Here is a 19,559-nt window from a genome sequence, read left to right on the forward strand (position 1 = left end):
GAGTGGATGGACGGGGGTACGCGAAAGCGCCGGCGCGAATGTTCGCACCGGCGCTTGTCGCGGGGTCGAGCCTCAGTGGTGGCCGTGTCCGGACTCGAGCTCGCCGCGGGTCGGCGGGACCAGGCGGTCCTCGAAGAACCAGCGGGACAGGCCCGAGCGGACGCGGTTCGCCGCGGTGATCTTGCCTCGGCGGTTGGGGCGCAGCATCAGCGGCTCGTACGACTCGTACGAGATCAGCCGCCAGCGCTCGTAGTCGCTCAGCTGTTCGTGCACCTCGATGTACTCGCCGCCCGGCAGCTTCACGATGCGGCCGCTCTCGTACCCGTGCAGGGCGATCGAGCGGTCCTTCTTCTGCAGCGCCAGGCAGACGCGCTTCGTCACGACGTAGGCGATGAGCGGCCCGACGAAGAGCAGCGCCTGGAGGGTGTGGATCACGCCCTCCATCGTCAGCTTGAAGTGCGTCGCGATGATGTCCGAGCTTGCCGCGGCCCAGAAGACCGCATAGAACGTGACACCGGCGGCGCCGACGGCCGTGCGGCTGGCGGCGTTGCGCGGACGGTCCAGGATGTGGTGCTCGCGCTTGTCCCCGGTGATCCACGCCTCGAGGAACGGGTAGAACATGACGACCATGATGAAGAGTCCGAGGATCGCCACCGGCACGATGATGTTGAACGACCAGGTGCGGTCGAGCCAGACGAACTCCCAGCCCGGCGGGACGAGACGCAGTGCGCCGTCCGCGAAGCCGATGTACCAGTCGGGCTGGGTACCGGCCGAGACGGGAGAGGGGTCGTACGGGCCGTAGTTCCAGATCGGGTTGATGGTGAACAGCGACGCCATCAGGGCCACCACACCGAACACGATGAAGAAGAATCCGCCGGCCTTCGCGGCGTACACCGGGAGGACCGGGTAGCCGACCACGTTGCCCTGGGTGTGTCCGGGGGCCGCGTACTGCGTGTGCTTGTGGATGACCACGAACATCAGGTGCAGCGCGATGAATGCGACGACCAGGGCAGGCAGCAGGAGGATGTGCAGCGTGTAGAGGCGTCCGACGATCGCCGTTCCCGGGAACTCGCCGCCGAAGAGGAGGAACGAGATCCAGGTGCCGACCACCGGCAGGCCCTTGACCAGGCCGTCGATGATGCGGAGGCCGTTGCCCGACAGCAGGTCGTCCGGCAGCGAGTAGCCCGTGAAGCCCTCGGCCATCGCCAGGATGAACAGCACGAAGCCGATCACCCAGTTCAGCTCACGCGGCTTGCGGAACGCACCGGTGAAGTAGATGCGGAGCATGTGCAGGCCGATCGCGGCCACGAACAGCAGTGCCGCCCAGTGGTGGATCTGACGAACGAGCAGACCGCCGCGCACCTCGAACGAGATGTTCAACGTCGACTGCATGGCCGAGGACATCGAGATGCCCTTCAGCGGCACGTACGAGCCGTTGTAGACGACCTCCGCCATGGATGCCTGGAAGAAGAACGTCAGGAAGGTGCCCGTCAGCAGGATCACGATGAAGCTGTAGAGCGCGACCTCGCCGAGGAGGAAGGACCAGTGATCCGGGAAGATCTTGCGACCGAACTCCTTGACGGCGCCCGAGATGCTGGTGCGGTCTTCGAGGTAGTTCGCGGCTGCTGCCGTGAACCCGCCCTTCGAAGCCGTCGTCTGTGCCGCAGGCCGTGCGGCGGTCGTGGTGCTCAATGGCGCTCCCAGAAGCTTGGGCCGACGGGCTCGTGGAAGTCGCTGCGGGCGACCAGGTAGCCATCGGCGTCAACGGTGATCGGCAGCTGCGGCAGAGGCCGCTTCGCCGGTCCGAAGATGACCTGCGCTTCGTGCGTGATGTCGAACTGCGACTGGTGACACGGGCAGAGCAGGTGGTGGGTCTGCTGCTCGTAGAGCGCCACCGGGCACCCGACGTGCGTGCAGATCTTGGAGTACGCGACGATGCCGTCGTAGTTCCAGGTCTCACGGCCCTTGGAGACGTGGAGGTCTTCGGGCTTGAGGCGCATGAGGAGCACGGCCGCCTTGGCCTTCTCCTCAAGCATGTTGCTGGCTTCGTTCAGACCCTCGGGGATGACGTGGAACGCGCTGCCGAGAGTGACGTCGGAGGCCTTGATGGGGGTTCCGGTTGGGTCGCGCGTCAGACGCACGCCCTTGGCCCACATGGTGTTGGCGAGGAGGTTGGCCGGGTCTTCGTTCTGAGGCGCGAGGCCGCGGAACAGGATGACCGCAGGGAGCGGGAACGCGATCAGGGCGCCGATGAGGCTGTTGCGCACCAGGGTGCGGCGGCTGAAGCCGGACTCCTCGTCGGCCTGGCGGAAGATCTCCGCCGCCCGCTCGGTCGTGGTCTCGCTGCCGCGCACGGGGTGGCGGAGGTCGACGCCCTCCTTCTCGTGCATCAGCGCCTTGCCCCAGTGGACGGCGCCGATTCCGATGGCGAGGAGTGCGAGCGCGCTGCCGATACCGATGAACAGGTTGTTCAGCCGGACCGAACCCGGGTCGCCGTCGACGATCGGGAAGGCCAGGTAGGCGGCGACCGCCCAGACGGAGCCGGCGATCGACAGGTAGAACAGCGTGTAGACGGTGCGCTCGGCGCGCCGCTCCTTCCGCGGGTCGAGGTCGGTGACCCGCGGCCGGTGCGGCGGGAACCCGGGGTTCTCGACGGCGTCGCGGATGATCACAGCGGTGCCGGGGTCGCCGGTCCGGTGCTCCTCAGGCGAACGGGCGGGAGTCAGCTCGTGACCACCGTTCTCGTCCTGTGCCATTGCTCTCCTTCTTAGGGGGTGTTCGTACCTGCGTGCCGGCTGGTTGGCCGTCCGCTAATTCGATTTGGCCGTGATCCACACGGTGAGGGCGACGATGGCGCCCAGCCCGAAGATCCAGAGGAAGAGGCCTTCCGCCACCGGGCCGAGCGAGCCGAGCTCGAAGCCGCCGGGGGAGGGGTTGTTCTGGATGTACTTCAGGTACGTGATGATGTCGGCCTTGCCCTGCGGCGTGATGTTGAGGTCGTTGAACACGGGCATGTTCTGCGGACCGGTCACCATGGCCTCGTAGATGTGCTGGGCGCTGACACCGGTCAGCGGCGGGGCGTACTTGCCCTCGGTCAGCGCGCCACCCGCTCCGGCGACGTTGTGGCACATCGCGCAGTTGATGCGGAACAGCTCGGCGCCGTGGGCGGCGTCGCCCTTGCCCGCGAGGTACTTCTGCTCCGGGATCGAGGGACCCGGGGCCAGCGAGGCGACGTAGTCGGCCAGCGCCTTCACCTGGTCGTCGGTGAACTGGACCGGCTTCTCCTGCGCCTGAGGGCCCTGCATCTGCATGGGCATGCGGCCGGTGCCGACCTGGAAGTCGACGGCCGCGGCACCCACTCCGATGAGGCTCGGGGCGACGGAGCTGCCCTGTGCGCTCAGGCCGTGGCAGGTGGCGCAGTTGGCCTGGAAGAGCTTCTTGCCCTGGTCGACCGAGCTCTGGCTGGCAGCGGCGACCTGCGGCTCGTCGGCGGACGCGGTGGTGGTGGTGAACGCGGCGTAGGCGCCGCCGGTCAGCCCCAGACCGATCGCGAGGAGCGCGACGGTGGCCAGCGGGTGGCGACGGCCGGCCTTGCGAGAGGCCTGGCCTCGACCGGTGGTCGTGGCCGGCTTGGCCGTGCTGCGGTTTTTCGGACGCATGGGGTGAAGAACGCTCCTGTTTCTATCGGATGAGGTAGATGACCGCGAACAGTCCGATCCACACGACATCGACGAAGTGCCAGTAGTAGGAGATGACGATGGCGCTGGTCGCCTCCTTGTGGCCGAAGATCTTGACCGCGAACGCGCGGCCGATGACGAGGAGGAAGGCGATGAGGCCGCCCGTCACGTGCAGGGCGTGGAAACCGGTGGTCAGGTAGAAGGCCGAGCCGTAGGCGTTGGCGCTGAGCGAGATGCCCTCGGAGACTAGCGTCGCGTACTCGAACACCTGGCCGGAGACGAAGATGGCTCCCATGATGTAGGTGAGCGTGAACCACTCGACCATGCCCCAGCGCCAGAACTGCAACGCGCCACCCGAGCGACGCGGCTGCATGCGCTCAGCGGCGAAGACGCCGAACTGGCACGTGACCGAGCTGAGCACCAGGACCAGGGTGTTCGTCGCCGCGTAGGGGATGTTGAGGTGCTGCGTCTCCGCGGCCCATAGATCCGGCGACGTCGACTTCAGGGTGAAGTAGATCGCGAACAGGCCCGCGAAGAACATCACCTCCGAGCCGAGCCAGACGATCGTGCCGACGGCCACGACATTGGGCCGGTTGATCGCCGGCGCACTCGCTGAGGGAGAAAGGGAGGTGCTCGTCACGTAACCCATTATGGCTGAAAAGAAGCCATGGTTTTCCCACTCATGGGGCCTGAATCGGCCCGATTTCCGGTTTGGGCAGCCTCAGCGGGGTGGATCGGCCGGTATCGCCGTGGCGTGTCGGCCGCCGATAGGATCGCATCATGGTCCATACGCAGTCCTGGTCGTCCGTGCTGACGGCTCTTCTCGCCGGAGAGCACCTGAGCGTGGCGGACGCGGCCTGGGCCATGGACCAGGTCATGAGCGGCGAGGCGACGGATGCCCAGTTGGCCGCTTTCCTCATCGCATTGCGGGCCAAGGGCGAGACCGTCGACGAGATCGTCGGCTTCCGCGACGCCATCCTCGACCATGCCGTCCCGCTGCCGGTGGACCCCATGGCGCTCGACATCGTCGGCACGGGCGGTGACCGCTTCGGCACCGTCAACGTCTCCACCACCGCCTCGATCGTCGCCGCCGCATCCGGTGTCCCGGTGATCAAGCACGGCAACCGCGCGGCCAGTTCGTCGTCGGGGTCGTCGGATGTGCTTGCGGCGCTCGGGATCGACCTCACGCTCTCGGCGGAGCGCGTCGCCGAGGTGCTGCGCACCGCGGGCATCACGTTCGCCTATGCGAGCGCCTTCCACCCCGGCTTCGCGAATGCCGGACCGGTGCGCGCACAGCTCGGCGTGCCCACCGTCTTCAACTACCTCGGACCGCTCTGCAACCCGGCGCGCCCCGAGGCATCAGCGGTCGGCGTCGCGGCGCTCGACCGCATCCCGCTCATCGTCGGCGTGTTCCAGACCCGCGGTGCGACCGCGCTGGTGTTCCGCGGCGACGACGGGCTGGACGAGCTGTCGACCACCGGTCACAGTCACGTCTGGGAGGTCTCCCGGGGCCTCGTCACCGAGCACGACATCGACCCGCGCGATCTGGGGATCCCTCGGGCGCGGATCGAGGACCTGCTCGGAAAGGACGCCGCGTACAACGCGGCGGTCGTGCGTGCCGTGCTGTCGGGAGAAGAAGGCCCCGTGCGCGACATCGTCCTGCTCAACGCGGCGGCCGGGCTCGTGTCCTACGAGCTCGCGTCCGACCCGTCGAGGGTCCAGGTGTCCATCCTGGATCGTTTCCGTTCGCAAATGGCGGTCGCTGCCCAGGCGATCGACTCCGGGGCCGCGGCCGCGAAGCTCGACGAGTGGGTGGCGGCGACGCACTGACCGCAGTGGATGCTCCGCTGCACGTGGAAGGAAGGGTTTCGATGAAGAAGCTCATCAACGACGTTCCCGACGTCGTGACCGAGTCCCTCGCGGGGTTCGGTCGGGCTCACGCCGACATCGTCCGGGTGTCGCAGGATCCGATGTTCGTGGCCAGGGCCGACGGCCCGGTGAAGGGCAAGGTCGGCCTGGTCAGCGGCGGTGGCAGCGGCCACGAGCCCCTCCACGCCGGTTTCGTCGGAAAGGGCATGCTCGACGCTGCTGTGCCCGGCGAGGTGTTCACCTCGCCGACACCCATGCCGATCGTGGAGGCCACCAAGGCCGCCGACGGCGGCGCCGGTGTGCTCCACATCGTCAAGAACTACACGGGCGACGTGCTCAACTTCGAGACGGCCGCCGATCTGGTCGGCGCCGAGGGCATCGACGTCCGCTCGGTCGTGATCAACGACGACGTGGCGGTGCAGGACTCCCTGTACACGGCGGGCCGTCGCGGTGTCGCCGGCACGGTGCTGGTGGAGAAGATCGCGGGCGCCGCCGCCGACCGCGGTGACGACCTGGACGCGGTCACGGCGGTCGCCGAGCGCGTGAACGCGAACGTCCGCTCGATCGGCCTGGCGCTGACCGACGGTACAGTGCCGCACGCCGGCCAGCCCGGATTCGTGCTCCCGGAGGACGAGATCGAGTTCGGCGTCGGCATCCACGGCGAACCGGGCCGCGAGCGGATCAAGCTGGAGCCGGCCGACCGCCTGGTCGACCGGATGATGGACGCGATCCTCGGCGACCTGTCGTTCGACGGCTCGCCGGTGCTCCTGTTCGTCAACGGGATGGGCGGCACGCCGCTGTCGGAGCTGTACATCCTGTTCCGTCGCGCCGCCGAGATCCTGGACGAGCGCGGGATCACCCTGAGCCGGTCGCTGGTGGGCAACTACGTCACCTCGCTGGAGATGCAGGGCGCATCCATCACGGTGCTGAAGCTGGACGACGAGTTCACGCAGCTCTGGGACGCACCGGTCCACACGGCCGCGCTGCGCTGGGGACTCTAGAGCCGGAACCGACAAGAGGAGGAGGCGTCGATGACGCTGGACACGAACTGGGTGAAGGGGTGGATCTCCGCCGCCGCGGACTCCATCGGGGAGCACAAGCAGGAGCTGAACACACTCGACCGTGAGATCGGCGACGGCGACCACGGCGAGAACATGGACCGCGGCATGCGTGCCTCGGTCGCGGCGCTGGAGAAGCTCCCGGACGACGCAACGCCCAATGCGGCGCTGCGCTCGATCGCCATGACCCTGATCTCGACGGTCGGCGGGGCGTCCGGTCCGCTCTATGGGACCGCGTTCCTCAAGGCGGCGGACCCTGTGGGGGACGCCGCCGCGATCGACGAGGCCACCCTCGTGGCGGTCCTGGCGGCCGCGCGCGACGGCATCGTGTCCCGCGGTAAGGCGGAGACCGGCGACAAGACCATGATCGACGCCTGGACCCCGGCGGTCGATGCGGCGCGGTCGGCCCAGGAGGCCGGGGCATCCGCCTCGGACATCCTGGCTGCCGCCGCGGACGCCGCCGAGAAGGGCGCGGAGGCGACCGAGCCGCTGGTCGCCCGGAAGGGCCGCGCGAGCTACCTCGGCGAACGGTCGGCCGGACATCGCGACCCGGGTGCCCAATCCACGGCCCTGCTGCTGCGCGCGGCAACGGGAGCGGCCGGATGACCGGCAGGGTCGGCATCGTCTTCGTCTCGCACAGTCCGAAGATCGCGGCCGGGATGGTGGACCTCGCCGGTCAAATGGCCGGCTCGGTCCGCCTGGTCGCGGCCGGCGGCACCGATGACGAGGGGATCGGGACCAGCTTCACAAAGGTCATGTCCGGCGTCTCCGAGGCGGACAGCGGAGATGGGGTCGTGGTCGTCAGCGACCTCGGATCCGCCCTGCTGACCGCGGAGACCGTGCTCGACCTGTTGGACGAGGAGCAGCGCACGCGCGTCCGCGTGGTCGATGTGCCGTTCGTGGAGGGCGGGGTGGCCGCGGCGGTCGCCGCCGAATCCGGAAGCCCCCTCGACGAGGTCGCCGCTGCTGCCCGCGGGGCGGTGGATGCCTGGGCCGGCGCGGGCACCGACGACGCGGCGCCGTCCGCTCCCGCGGAGGCGACGCCTATGGCCGGCCCCTACGAGCGCGAGGTGCTCGTCCGCAACCCGGAGGGCCTGCATGCGCGGCCGGCTGCCGAGTTCGTCAAGCTGGCCAACACCTTCCCGGTCAAGGTCACCGTCAACGGAAAAGACGCGAAGAGCCTCCTCGGCATCATGTCGCTCGGGCTGACCGCCGGCGCGACCGCCCGCATCGCGTCGGACGCCCCCGACGGCCGCGGCGCAGTGGACGCCCTGGCCGACCTGGTCGACACCGGCTTCGGCGAGGCCTGACCTCCGACCTCCTGCATCCACCGCCGACTGGTGAGTCGTTGTCGTAATCCGCTCGGGATAACGACAACGACTCACCAGTCGGTGGAGCGCGTCGCGAGGGGCAGGGCCATCTCGAGCTCGTTGGCGGTGCGGTCCAGCGGGTAGGGCTGCGTCCGTCCCGTGAAGACGAAGCCGCGGCGCAGGTAGGAGCGGATGGCATGTTCGTTGTCCTCGTGCACCTCGAGCAGCAGCCGCTCACCGCGCCCACGTGCCCAGTCGATGACCGCGTCGAGGAGCGCATCCGTCACCCCGTGCTCGCGGCCGCGCCAGGTCGGGGTGACGTACACGCCGACCAGGTACGGGTCGTGCGACGTGGCGGACTGGAAGCCGCCCATGCTGCCGAGCCACCGGCCGTCCTCTGCGACCGCGGCGAACAGCCGGGTGGTGCGGGCGATGTTGGATGCGCGGCGCCGCCAGTGCTCATCGGGGTGCTGCCGCGCCTGCTCGAGGGTCTCCAGGAAGGCGATCGGCGCATCCTCGAGCATCTCGAACCGGAGGGCGCGGTACGCCTGCCAGTCGTCCTCGGTGCTCGCGCGGACGACCCAGCCGGCCATCGGTCAGACCCGGTCGGCGAGTAGCGCCTCAGCGGTGGCGAGCAGGATCGCCGTGCACAGGCCGTCGAGCGCGGTCGTCAGTTCGCCCAGCGGCGGGAACGTCGGCGCGATGCGGATGTTGGCGTCGCGAGGGTCATCCCCGTACGGGAAGGTGGCACCCGCCGGGGTGACCGCGATGCCGGCCTCCTTCGCGAGCTGCACGGCCCGCTTCGCGGCGCCGTCGGGGACGTCGAGACTCACGAAGTAGCCCCCCTTGGGCTGCGACCACGCACCGGCGCCCCACGGCGCGAGCCGGTCGCGGAGGGCGGCATCCACGGCCGCGAACTTCGGCGCGAGAATGGCGCGGTGCTTCTCCATGTGGGCCGCCAGCCCGTCGGCGTCCTTCAGCAGTTCGGCGTGGCGGAGCTGGTTGATCTTGTCCGGGCCGATGCTCTGTGCGGAGAGGTGGTGCAGCATCCACTCGACGTTCGCCGGGGAGGCACCGAAGAAGGAGACGCCGGAGCCAGGGTAGGTGACCTTGGAGGTGGAGGCGAACACCAGCGGGCGGTCCGGGTTGCCGGCCTCGGCTGCGAGAGCGAGCACGTCGAACGGCTCGGGGCGCTCATCCGTCAGGTGATGGACGGCGTAGGCGTTGTCCCAGATCAGGCGGAAGTCGGGGGCCGCGGGCAGCGAGACGAGGGCGCGGACGACCTCCTCGCTGTAGACCGCCCCGGAGGGGTTCGAGTACACGGGCACGCAGAACATCCCACGGATGCTGTCGTCGGTCTCGAGCAGGGATGCGACGGCCTCGATGTCGGGCCCGTTCTCGTCGCTCGGCACCGGGATCAGACGGATGCCGAAACGCTCGGCGATCGTGAAGTGGCGGTCGTAGCCGGGGACCGGCGCGAGGAACGAGATGCCCCGGCTGCCCCAGGGCAGCTCGCCGCCGGGGACGCCGTGCAGCATCGCGAAGGCGATCGTGTCGTGCATCAGGGTGAGGCTCGAGTTGCCGAGCGCCAGGAGCTGGTCGACGGGGACGCGGAGGGCGTCGGAGAAGATCGCCCTCAGCTCCGGCAGCCCGGAGGCGCCGCCGTAGTTGCGGAGGTCGGTGCCGGCGGCGTCGCGGAACCGGCCGTCCGGCAGGTGAAGGAGGTCGTTCGAGAGATCGAGCTGCTCGGCGGACGGCTTGCCGCGGGTGAGGTCGAGCTTCAGACCGGCGGCCTTCAGCTCGTCGTAGGCGCGGGCGAAGGCGGAGTGCGCCTCGCGCAGGGAGGCGGTGTCGAGGTCGGCCAGGGGGGAGGGCGAGAGAGTAGCGGACGTCACGTCATCGATCGTACCGGCGTGCTGGCCGGGCCGCTCGGCCGACGTGTGCGAACATCCGAACTGTGACGAACGAACTGAAGCACCGGCGTGGGCGCACCGCTGTCAAGATGACGACGGCGCTCGGCGCCGGCCTCGTGGTCGGTGTGGTCGTCGGCCTCCTCAACGCCTGGCACTACGCGATCATCGCGGGATGGGCGGCGGCCTGCCTGGTCTACGTCACCTGGGTCTGGTCGGCCGTCTGGAAACTGGACGGCGAGTCCACCCAGAGTCACGCCACCCTGGAGGATCCGGGACGCCGCACCGCCGACCTGATCCTGATCCTCGCCGCCGCCGCCAGTGTGGTGGCCGTGGTCTACATCCTGGTCGACGCCAAACACCTGAGCGGCGGAAAACAGCTGGGCGTCGCGCTGCTGGCGGTGGTGTCCGTCGCTCTGTCGTGGACGCTGGTGCACACGCTGTACGCCCTCCGCTACGCCCGCATGTTCTACCGCTCCGGCGGCGGAATCGACTTCAACCAGAAGGAGCTGCCGCAGTACAGCGACTTCGCGTACCTGTCGTTCACACTCGGCATGACGTTCCAGGTGTCGGACACCGACATCTCCAGCTCATACATCCGCCGGTCGATCCTGCATCACGTGCTGCTGTCGTACCTGTTCGGCACGGTCATCGTTGCGGCGACGGTGAACCTGGTCGCCGGCCTCGGCTGACCGCGGCAGGTGGCGGAGGTCTCGGGGCCCTCGATAGCGAGATTCTCCTCCGTTCGGAGACATTCGCCGGTGTTTCGGGTCGTCCCTCCTCCCATTCCCGCACTCGAGCCCGGGCGTCGGGAATGTGGGGAACGGAGGATGTCGTGGCCGGCGCGCCGGGCGAGGGCCGGTAGGGGAGGAGTCGGAAGCGCGAATGGGCGGCAAATCCTCCGCTCCGACCCCACGCAGCCGTCAGCGGGTGTAGGTGAGGAAGCGGTAGCGCAGGCCGTTCGACGCGGTGAGCCACTCGCCGGCGTCGACGCTCCATCCCAGACCGGGCTCGGGAGCGCGCGTGTCGCCGGGCACGTCGAGGTCGATCTCGGTGACCTCCAGGCGGTCGGCGGCGGCAAGAGTCTGCCGGTAGAGCTCGGCGCCCCCGATCACCCAGACGGTGGCTGCGTCGGCGACGGCAGCCAGGGCATCCTCGACCGAATGCGCCACGGCGACGCCCGGAGCCTGCCAGCCCTGCTGGCGGGTGACCACGACGTTCTCGCGACCTGGCAGCGGCCGGTAGCGTTCGGGCAGCGACTCCCAGGTGCGGCGTCCCATCACGACCGGATCGGTCCCGGTCAGGGCGCGGAAGTGCCGCAGGTCTTCGGTCAGATGCCACGGCATGACACCGTCGGCGCCGATGATGCGGTCGCGGGCCTGCGCCCAGATCAGACCGAGCGTCATACGGCGACGGCGGCGCGGATGGCCGGGTGGTGCTGGTAGTCCTCGACCACGAAGTCCTCGAAGTCGTAGTCGAAGATGCTGTCCGGCGTGCGGGCGAACCGCAGCGTCGGCGCCGGGAACGGGTCGCGCGTGAGCTGCTCGGTCACCTGCTCCAGGTGGTTGTCGTAGATGTGGACATCCCCGCCGGCCCACACGAACTCGCCCGGCTCGAGACCCACCTGCTGGGCGACCATGAGGGTCAGCAGGGCGTAGCTCGCGATGTTGAACGGAACGCCGAGGAACATATCGGCGCTGCGCTGGTACAGCTGGCACGACAGCCTGCCGTCGGCGACGTAGAACTGGAAGAACGCGTGGCACGGCGCGAGCGCCATATCGGGGATCTCCGCGACGTTCCAGGCGGAGACGATGATCCGTCGGGAGTCCGGGTCGGTTCGCAGGGTGTCGATCACCTGCTGGATCTGGTCGATGTGGCGGCCGTCCGGCGTCGGCCAGGAACGCCACTGGACGCCGTAGACCGGGCCGAGCTCGCCATCCTCGTCGGCCCACTCGTCCCAGATGGTGACGCCGTTCTCGCGCAACCAGCCGACATTGCTCTCGCCGCGCAGGAACCAGAGGAGCTCGTAGGCGATCGACTTGAAGTGGACGCGCTTCGTCGTGATCAGCGGGAAACCGTCGGCCAGGTCGAACCGCAGCTGGCGCCCGAACACACTGCGCGTGCCGGTTCCGGTGCGGTCGGACTTGTGCGTGCCGTTGGCCAGCACGTCGCGCAGGAGGTCCTCGTACGGGGTGGGAATCTGGCTCACGCTCCGATCGTACTTCGCCGGGCGGGTCGCCTCTCTCCGCGAGGGCGCGGCGCGTCGTAGTCTGGCGTCATGGACTCGGCAGCGCGTGGCGACCGGCACGGCGAGGACCGGCAGAACGGCGGTGGTCCGCACAGCGACGACCGGCACAGCGACGACCGGCACAGCGACGACCGGCACAGCGACGACCGGCACAGCGACGACGAGCTGGCCAGCGCGCTGGAGGAGGAGGTCGCGCGCATCACATCCGCCATCCCGATCGTCGTCCGGCCGCCGACGGAGCCGGCGGAGCGAATCAGTTTCGACGACCTCCCGGCGAAGCGCGAGCCGACCGGACCCGAACCGACGTTCAGCCCGTGGGTCGCGACGGCGGCCACCCCGGTCCAGCGGGCCGAGCCGGTCAACACGTCCGAGCCGGAGTCCACTCCCATCGCCGAACCCGAACAGACCGCGGATCCGGTGAAACCGCCGACCTTCCAGCGTGTCGCCCGTGCCGAGCCGCTCGACCTGGTGCCGCCCGACATGGCTCCGCGAGACTCCGAACCCGTGCCCCTCCTGCCCATCCCGCCGACACCCGCCTCGCCGTCCGAACCGGAGGCCGAGTCCGCGAAAGAACCCGACGGCGACCCCGACCAGGCTCGCGACGCCGGCGCCGACGCCCCGGCGGGCACCCCGGCATCCGATCCGCAATCAGGCGAAGCCTCCGCGCTCGTCGCCGGCCGTCACATCCGCTCCGGCATCCTCACGCCCGAGACGACCGACCTCGAGACGGTGCCCGTCCAGCGCCGGCTGGGCCGGGCCTCGCGGATGTTCTGGCTGTGGTTCGCTGGCACCTCCTCCCTGATCAGTGTCGGCGTCGGTGCAACACTGTTCGTCCTCGGCCTCAGCCTGCGTCAGCTGCTCGTCGCGACGCTCGTCGGTGTCGCATTGAGCTTCCTTCCGCTCGGGCTCGGGACATTGGCGGGCAAGTGGAGCGGACAGCCGACCCTGGTCGTGTCGCGAGCGGCCTTCGGAGTCCGGGGGAATGTCGTCCCGACCGTCCTCGCGCTGATCGTGAAACTGTTCTGGGGCGCCGTGCTGCTCTGGCTGGCGGGGTCCGCGGCCGGTTCGCTGACGCGGGCCGAGCGGTGGCCGGGCAACGTGTTCGTCGAGACGTCGGTCGGGCTCGCCGCCACGATCATCCTCGCCGTCGCCGTCGCGTACGTCGGCTACGGGCTCGTCGCCCGGGTGCAGCTGGTTCTGACGATCGCCTCCGCCGTGCTGATCGGATTGATGGTGATGGCGACCTGGCGGCACGTGGATATGACCAGGGCGCTCAACACCCCGGACGCTTTGTGGACGCACGCCGTGACCGGAGCCGTCCTGGTGTTCAGCTATGTCGGCCTGGCGTGGGCGATGAGCAGCGCGGAGGTGGCGCGCTACCAGCGGCCGCTCTCGTCGGGTGGCGCCGCGATGCTGTGGGCGACCTTCGGTGCGGCCGTGCCGCCGTTCGTGCTGGTGTCGTACGGCGGCCTGCTCGCCGCCTCCAACCCGGGTTTCGCGGGGGAGTTGGCGCGGGATCCGGTGTCGGCTCTCGTGCGTCTGGGCCTGCCCGACTGGTACCCGGTACCGCTGCTGCTGGCGGTCGGGCTGTCGCTGGTGTCGGCGCTCGTGCTCACCCTCTATTCCACGGGCTTCACGATCGACGCGCTGGGGGTGCGACTCGGACGGCGCTGGAGCACAGTGGCCGCCGGCGTGGTGGTCGCGATCGCCGGCGGGGTGCTCGCCGCCACGGTCAGCGATCTGTCCGCGGTGATCCGGGGTGTGCCGACAGCGCTGTCCGTGCCGGTGGCCGCCTGGGTCGGCGTGTTCTCGGGCGAGATGATGCTGCGGACCCGGCGCTTCCACCAGCCGTCGCTTCTGAAGAGCGGAGGCGTCTACCCGGATTGGCGCTGGATCAATCTCGCGCTGCTGGCCGTCGGCACGGTGGTGGGGTGGGGCACGGTCAGCTCTCCTCTGCCGTGGCTCGGCTGGGAGGGCTACCTCTTCACTCTGGTGGGCATCGACCCGCACGCCGGTGTGGGCACCAGCAACATCGGTGTCCTGATCGCCCTGGTCATCGGCCTGGTCGGTGTTCTCGTATCCGCGGCACCTGCTGTGCGCCGGCAGGAGCAGGCCGCCGTGTGACGGTTGCCCACAGCACGGCCGCTTCTCCACAGAAACCATTCCGCCCGGCGTCGGCCGGGACCCATCCCTTAGGCTGATCGACGTGCCGAACACCCTCACCTCCGTCCGCGACACCATCGAGCAGCTCTGGCCGCTCGCCGGTGCCGAGAGCTGGGATGCGCCCGGTCTCGTCGCGGGCGATCCGCAGGCGCCCGTCGAGCGCATCCTCCTCGCCGTCGACGCGGTTGCCGCCACCGTCGACGAGGCCGTCGAGGTGGGCGCCGACCTGCTGATCGCGCACCACCCGCTGCTGCTGCGCGGGGTGACCAGCGTCGCGGAAGACCGGTACAAGGGCGCTCTGCTCGCACGCTTGATCCGCGGCGGCGTTGCTCTCTATGCCGCGCATACGACGGCCGACGTCGTCGCCGACGGCACCAGCGACGTGCTCGCCGCGCGTCTCGGACTGCGCGACACGCGTCCCATCGCGCCCGCTACAAACGGCGTGACCGGAATCGGGCGCGTCGGCGACCTCGCCCAGCCGACGACCCTCGGGCTGCTCGCCCGCGCGGTCGCCGACCTCCTGCCGCCGACCGCCGGCGGTGTGCGAGCGGCAGGCGACTACCACCAGCCGGTGACCCGTGTCGCCGTCTGCGGAGGCGCAGGCGACTCCCTGCTGGGCAGCGACGCCGTCCGCGCTGCGGATGTCTACATCACCGCCGACCTCCGCCACCATCCGGCGTCCGAAGCGCGCGAGCAGGCGGCGCTCGGCGGCGGGCCGGCGCTCCTCGACGTCTCGCACTGGGCGAGTGAATGGCTGTGGCTCGACACCGCCGCCGAACAGCTCCGCGCGGCGCTCCCCGGCACGGAGGTCGTCGTCAGCGAGCTGCGCACCGACCCCTGGGATTTCGCCATCCTCCAATGACCACCCTCCCCGAAGGAAGCACCGCATCGTGAAAGCCAGTCCCGCCGACCAGAACGAGCTCCTGCGCCTCCAGGCCGCCGACACCCGCCTGGCGCAGCTCGCGCACGCCACCAAGAACCTCCCGCAGTCGGCCGAACTGGCGAAGCTGCAGCCGGAGGTCGACGCCCTGCGCGCGCGCTGGATCGCCGCGACCGGTGAACTGGAGGACGCCCGCGCCGAACTCAAGCGGGTGGAATCCGACGTCGAGATCGTCGAGGCACGCGTCAAGCGCGACAGCGACCGCGTTCAGCAGACGTCGTCCGTGAAAGATGTGCAGGCGCTCGAGTCCGAGCTCGCGTCCCTCGCCAAGCGCAAGGACGACCTCGAAGAGATCGAGCTCACGGTCATGGAACGCGTCGAGGGCTTAGAAGAGGCGCTCGCCGCCGTCGAGGGGGAGCGCGCCGAGCTCAGCGGCCGGGTCGAGGCGCTGGAGGCGCAGCGCGCCGAGGAGGGCGCGAAGCTGGAGGTGCAGCGGAAGGCGGCAGCGGCCGACCGGGCCACCATCGCCGAGGCGCTGCCGGCCGATCTGGTGGAGTTGTACGAGCGGCAACGCGCCCGCTACGGCCTCGGCGCCGCGGCACTCGTGCGCGGCGTCTCGATGGGATCGAACGTGAAGCTGACCGAGTCCGACCTCTCGGACATCCGCAAGGCCGCCGCGGACGACGTCGTGCTCTGCCCGGACAGCAGTGCGATCCTGGTTCGCGGCGAAGAATCCGGGCTCTGACCCCGGACTCGTCACTTCACGCTGATCGGCCCATCCGCCCACCGGCGCCTGCGCTAGGGTGGAGCCCGGAATGGGTCGGCAAGACGGTCGCGTCGGTTCGCGTCAGCGGGCCGCCGAGGAACGTCCGGGCTCCGCAGAGCAGGGCGGTGGGTAACACCCACCCGGGGCAACCCGCGAGAAAGTGCAACAGAAAGCAGACCGCCGCAGGCTCCGGCCCGCGGTAAGGGTGAAACGGTGGTGTAAGAGACCACCAGCGGCCGGGGTGACCCGGCCGGCTGGGTAAACCTCGCCCGGAGCAAGGTCGGACAGGGGACCATGAGGCTGCTCGTCTCGTCCCCGGGTAGACCGCTGGAGGGCGGCGGCAACGTCGTCCCGAGATAGATGGCCGTCCGCGGTGCAGCGCACCGTGACAGAACCCGGCGTATCAGCCGGCCCATTCCCTTCCGCCGCCTCAGGCGGAGTCCGGAGAGAACCGGTACCCCATCCCCGGCTCGGTCAGCAGGTAGCGGGGTCGCGACGGCTCGGGCTCCAGCTTCTTGCGCAGTTGCGCAAGGTAGAGCCGCAGGTAGCCCGTGTCGCTGGTGTACTGCGGCCCCCACACCTGCGTCAGCAGCGCCTGGCGGGTCACCAAGCGGCTGGGGTTCCGCAGCAGCACTTCGAGGATCGTCCACTCGGTCGGTGTCAGCCGCACGGTGTCCGACCCGTCCGCGGTCCGCCGGGTGACTTGGCGCGCGGCCAGGTCGACCGTCACGTCCCCGAACATGACGACCGGCTCGTCCGGAACGGCCTGCTGTCGCCGGGTAAGGGCGCGGATCCGGGCGAGAAGCTCATCCGCCGCGAACGGCTTCGTCACATAGTCGTCCGCGCCGGCGTCGAGCGCATCCACCTTGTCGCCGGACCCGGTGCGGCCGGAGACGACCAGGATCGGCACGCTCGTCCAGCCGCGCAGCCCCTCGATCACCTCGATGCCGTTGAGCTCCGGCATCCCCAGGTCGAGCATCACCAGGTCGGGGTGGTGTTCGACGGCCTCGGTGACGGCTTCGGCGCCGGTGCGGGCCGTCAGCACCTCGTAGCCGCGGGCGGTCAGCAGGATGCGCAGCGCGCGCAGGATCTGCTGGTCGTCGTCCGCGATCAGGATCCTCATGCGGCGTCCTCCCCGGATGCCGGGAGCGCGATCACCATGGTGAGTCCGCCGCCCGGGGTGTCCTCCGCTTCGAGCGACCCGCCCATGCCCTCCACGAAACCCTTGGAGAGGGCGAGGCCCAGCCCGATGCCGCTGTCGTTGTCGGTGTCGCCGAGTCGCTGGAACGGCGCGAAGACGGCCTCCCGGCGTTCGGCGGGGATGCCCGGACCGTGATCGATGACACGTAGCTGCACGGTGCCGGCGAACTCGCTCGCGGCGAGGACCGGGTGGACACCCACCGGACTGTAGCGGAGGGCGTTGCCCAGCAGATTGACGACCACACGCTGCAGCAGGACGCCGTCGGCGAGCAGGGGTGAGAGGTCGGCGGGCAGCTCCAGCTCGACATCGCCTGGACCGATCCCGAGCTCGTCGAGCGCGGGCGGGATGATGTCGTCGAGTTCAGTCGAGGCGAGCGACACCGCGAGGACGCCTGCCTGGATCCGGCTCGCGTCGAGCAGGTCGGTGACGAGGCCGGCCAGCCCGCGGAGGCTGTCCTCGGCCGTCTCCAGCAGCGCCTCCCTGTCGTCGACGCTGAGCGGGAGATCGGGCTGACGCAGCGTGGTGACCGCGGCTGTGGCCGCAGCGAGCGGTCGGCGCAGGTCGTGCCCGACGGCGGCCAGCAGCGCGGTCCGTACCCGGTCGGCCTCGGCGAGCGCGTCCAGCTCGGAGGCGGTTGCGGCGAGGATCCGATGCTCCAGGGCGGCGTCCAGTTGCGCGACGATCGCGGCGAGGAGGCGTCGATCCCCGGCTTCCAGGTCCCGGCCGGACAGCTCCAGAACCGCCCGCGACCCGACCGGCAGGCGCTGCGTCCCCGATTCGGCGTCGGCCTCATCAGGCATGCCGGTTGTGCCAGTCGAGCCAGCCGTGTTAGCCGTGTCCGCGCCCGTCGCGTCGCCGTCGGCTGCGATCAGCTCGGCGCCGTCGGCGGACCACAACCGCACCGAGGTGAGGCCGAACGCCTCGCGGGTCCGCGTCACCAACGCCTGCACGGCATCCTCGCCTTGGATGACACCGCCCGCGACGGTCGCCAGCAGTTCCGCCTCCGCCGCCGCGCGCCGCGCCTCGCGGGTGCGTCGTGCCGCGAGATCGACGACCAGGCTGACCAGGGCGGCGATGACCACGTAGAGGATGAGGGCGATCAGGTGCAGCGGCTCGCCAACGGTGATCGTGTAGAGCGGCTCCACGAAGAAGTAGTCCAGCGTGAGTCCCGAGAGCAGCGCGGCGAAGAGCGCCGGCCAGATGCCTCCAACCAGCGCGACCACCACGGTGAGCAGCTGGTAGCTCAGCACATCCGCGGTCATCGACTCGGGAGAGCGTGAGTTCGCGAGCGCCAGCGTCAGCAGGGGGCCGCCGACGAGGGCGACCGCGAAGCCATACGCCCGGCGGCGAGCGGTCAGGCCGCCGCGCGGTCGCGGCAACGAGAATCGTCCCCCCGCCCGACCGTGGGAGACGATGTGAACGTCGATGTCGCCGGATGCGCGGATGACGGTCGCGCCGATCCCGGGCCCGGTGAGGAGCGCGGCCAGCCGGCTACGACGGGAGACCCCGATGACGAGCTGGGTCGCGTTCTCACCTCGGGCGAACTCCACCAGCGCTCTCGGGATGTCGTCGCCGACGACCTGGTGGTAGCTGCCGCCGAGCTGCTCGACCAGCGAACGTTGAGCCGCAAGGGCGTCTGGTGCCGCCTCGCGCAGGCCGTCCGGGCTGGTGATGTGCACCGCGATCAGGTCGCCACCGGCGCTGCGTGCCGCGATCCGGGCTCCCCTCCGCAGCAGGGTCTCGCCCTCGGGGCCGCCGGTGAGTGCGACGACCACGCGCTCGCGCGCCTCCCAGGTGCCCGCGATGCCGTGCTCGGCACGGTAGCGCTGCAGCGCGCTGTCCACTTCGTCGGCCAGCCAGAGCAGCGCAAGCTCACGCAAAGCGGTCAGGTTGCCCAGCCGGAAGTAGTTCGACAGTGCTGCGTCGATCCGGGCGGAGGGATAGACGACGCCCTCGGCGAGGCGGTCGCGCAGCGCCTGCGGGGCCAGGTCGACGACTTCGATCTGGTCCGCACGCCGCAGGACCGCGTCCGGGATCGTCTCCCGTTGCTGCACACCGGTGATCTGCTGGACGACGTCGCCCAGTGACTCGATGTGCTGGATGTTGACCGTCGACATGACGTCGATGCCCGCGTCCAGCATGGCTTCGACGTCCTGCCAGCGCTTCGGGTTGCGCGATCCGGGGGCATTGGTGTGAGCCAGTTCGTCGACCAGTGCGACCTGCGGTGCACGTCGCAGGACGGTATCCAGGTCCAGCTCGTCCAGGGTCACACCGCGGTGCTCGGTCGTCGACCTGGGAGTGATCTCGAGGCCGTCGAGCATCGCAGCGGTGGCGGCGCGGCCGTGCGTCTCCGCGATGGCGACCACCACATCCTTGCCCAGAGCGCTCAGCCGTCTGCCCTCTTCGAGCATCGCGTAGGTCTTGCCCACGCCGGGGGCGGCGCCGAGCATCACCCGGAGGTGACCACGAGGCATGCG

The 19,559-nt window shown here is 69.9% G+C and carries 18 protein-coding genes and 1 other RNA gene; 9 read left to right on the top strand and 10 right to left on the bottom strand.

Annotated features, from left to right (window positions below; all coding sequences use genetic code 11):
* Positions 1 to 72: 72 nt before the first annotated feature.
* From qcrB to ctaE, 4 genes are read right to left on the bottom strand one after another with little or no spacing between them, the layout of a single operon-like run.
* Complete coding sequence (qcrB, locus tag AB4079_RS04290) at positions 73 to 1,692, bottom strand: cytochrome bc1 complex cytochrome b subunit (protein ID WP_441786051.1); 1,620 nt, start codon at positions 1,690 to 1,692, stop codon at positions 73 to 75.
* On the bottom strand, positions 1,689 to 2,756 hold the full coding sequence (gene qcrA / locus AB4079_RS04295; protein WP_441786052.1) for a cytochrome bc1 complex Rieske iron-sulfur subunit: 1,068 nt from the start codon (positions 2,754 to 2,756) through the stop codon (positions 1,689 to 1,691). The genes qcrB and qcrA overlap by 4 nt, the downstream gene beginning before the upstream one ends.
* A gap of 54 nt (positions 2,757 to 2,810) precedes the next feature.
* Positions 2,811 to 3,659, bottom strand: a complete 849-nt coding sequence (gene qcrC, locus AB4079_RS04300; protein WP_441786053.1) for a cytochrome bc1 complex diheme cytochrome c subunit — start codon at positions 3,657 to 3,659, stop codon at positions 2,811 to 2,813.
* Between the two features lie 22 nt (positions 3,660 to 3,681).
* Positions 3,682 to 4,326, bottom strand: a complete 645-nt coding sequence (gene ctaE, locus AB4079_RS04305) for an aa3-type cytochrome oxidase subunit III (RefSeq protein ID WP_441786054.1) — start codon at positions 4,324 to 4,326, stop codon at positions 3,682 to 3,684.
* Between the two features lie 131 nt (positions 4,327 to 4,457).
* Between ctaE and trpD the strand changes: the two genes are divergently transcribed.
* Genes trpD through dhaM form a run of 4 tightly spaced genes read left to right on the top strand, consistent with a single transcriptional unit; the run spans position 4,458 to position 7,914 of the window.
* The gene (gene trpD / locus AB4079_RS04310; RefSeq protein WP_441786055.1) at positions 4,458 to 5,507 is read left to right on the top strand and encodes an anthranilate phosphoribosyltransferase; all 1,050 of its coding nucleotides are present in this window, start codon (positions 4,458 to 4,460) and stop codon (positions 5,505 to 5,507) included.
* Between the two features lie 41 nt (positions 5,508 to 5,548).
* Positions 5,549 to 6,547: a dihydroxyacetone kinase subunit DhaK gene (gene dhaK, locus AB4079_RS04315; protein ID WP_441786056.1), complete on the top strand. Its 999-nt coding sequence runs from the start codon at positions 5,549 to 5,551 to the stop codon at positions 6,545 to 6,547.
* A gap of 30 nt (positions 6,548 to 6,577) precedes the next feature.
* Positions 6,578 to 7,210 (top strand): dihydroxyacetone kinase subunit DhaL, encoded by a 633-nt coding sequence (gene dhaL, locus AB4079_RS04320; RefSeq protein ID WP_441786057.1) that lies wholly within the window; start codon positions 6,578 to 6,580, stop codon positions 7,208 to 7,210.
* On the top strand, positions 7,207 to 7,914 hold the full coding sequence (gene dhaM / locus AB4079_RS04325; RefSeq protein ID WP_441786058.1) for a dihydroxyacetone kinase phosphoryl donor subunit DhaM: 708 nt from the start codon (positions 7,207 to 7,209) through the stop codon (positions 7,912 to 7,914). The genes dhaL and dhaM overlap by 4 nt, the downstream gene beginning before the upstream one ends.
* A gap of 71 nt (positions 7,915 to 7,985) precedes the next feature.
* Here the strand turns inward: dhaM and AB4079_RS04330 are convergent, their stop codons facing one another.
* Entirely contained in the window at positions 7,986 to 8,507 is a 522-nt protein-coding gene (locus AB4079_RS04330; protein ID WP_441786059.1) for a GNAT family N-acetyltransferase, read from the bottom strand.
* A 3-nt stretch (positions 8,508 to 8,510) separates the two neighbouring features.
* Positions 8,511 to 9,809, bottom strand: coding sequence for an aminotransferase class I/II-fold pyridoxal phosphate-dependent enzyme (locus AB4079_RS04335; RefSeq protein ID WP_441786060.1), 1,299 nt, complete (start codon positions 9,807 to 9,809; stop codon positions 8,511 to 8,513).
* 62 nt (positions 9,810 to 9,871) lie between these two features.
* Between AB4079_RS04335 and AB4079_RS04340 the strand changes: the two genes are divergently transcribed.
* A complete protein-coding gene (locus AB4079_RS04340; RefSeq protein WP_441786061.1) occupies positions 9,872 to 10,516 on the top strand; it encodes a DUF1345 domain-containing protein in 645 nt (214 codons plus the stop codon).
* A gap of 231 nt (positions 10,517 to 10,747) precedes the next feature.
* Here AB4079_RS04340 and AB4079_RS04345 read toward each other — a convergent pair whose 3' ends face one another.
* Positions 10,748 to 11,230: a dihydrofolate reductase gene (locus tag AB4079_RS04345; protein WP_441786062.1), complete on the bottom strand. Its 483-nt coding sequence runs from the start codon at positions 11,228 to 11,230 to the stop codon at positions 10,748 to 10,750.
* A complete protein-coding gene (locus AB4079_RS04350) occupies positions 11,227 to 12,033 on the bottom strand; it encodes a thymidylate synthase (protein ID WP_441786063.1) in 807 nt (268 codons plus the stop codon). The genes AB4079_RS04345 and AB4079_RS04350 overlap by 4 nt, the downstream gene beginning before the upstream one ends.
* Before the next feature lie 69 nt (positions 12,034 to 12,102).
* Here AB4079_RS04350 and AB4079_RS04355 point away from each other — a divergent pair, with 69 nt between their 5' ends.
* From AB4079_RS04355 to rnpB, 4 genes are all read left to right on the top strand, one after another.
* Positions 12,103 to 14,196, top strand: coding sequence for a cytosine permease (locus tag AB4079_RS04355; protein WP_441786064.1), 2,094 nt, complete (start codon positions 12,103 to 12,105; stop codon positions 14,194 to 14,196).
* 82 nt (positions 14,197 to 14,278) lie between these two features.
* Complete coding sequence (locus AB4079_RS04360) at positions 14,279 to 15,097, top strand: Nif3-like dinuclear metal center hexameric protein (protein WP_441786065.1); 819 nt, start codon at positions 14,279 to 14,281, stop codon at positions 15,095 to 15,097.
* A 28-nt stretch (positions 15,098 to 15,125) separates the two neighbouring features.
* Positions 15,126 to 15,860, top strand: coding sequence for a zinc ribbon domain-containing protein (locus AB4079_RS04365; RefSeq protein WP_441786066.1), 735 nt, complete (start codon positions 15,126 to 15,128; stop codon positions 15,858 to 15,860).
* Positions 15,861 to 15,931: 71 nt separating this feature from the next.
* An RNA gene (gene rnpB / locus AB4079_RS04370) (RNase P RNA component class A) lies at positions 15,932 to 16,300 on the top strand.
* Positions 16,301 to 16,311: 11 nt separating this feature from the next.
* Here the strand turns inward: rnpB and AB4079_RS04375 are convergent.
* Both AB4079_RS04375 and AB4079_RS04380 read right to left on the bottom strand, forming a co-directional pair.
* On the bottom strand, positions 16,312 to 17,004 hold the full coding sequence (locus AB4079_RS04375; RefSeq protein WP_441786067.1) for a response regulator: 693 nt from the start codon (positions 17,002 to 17,004) through the stop codon (positions 16,312 to 16,314).
* Complete coding sequence (locus tag AB4079_RS04380; RefSeq protein WP_441786068.1) at positions 17,001 to 19,556, bottom strand: ATP-binding protein; 2,556 nt, start codon at positions 19,554 to 19,556, stop codon at positions 17,001 to 17,003. Before AB4079_RS04380 ends, AB4079_RS04375 begins: the two co-directional genes overlap by 4 nt.
* Positions 19,557 to 19,559: the final 3 nt, after the last annotated feature.

The sequence above is a fragment of the Leifsonia sp. 2MCAF36 genome (genome assembly GCF_052115525.1).
Taxonomy (GTDB): Bacteria; Actinomycetota; Actinomycetes; order Actinomycetales; family Microbacteriaceae; genus Leifsonia.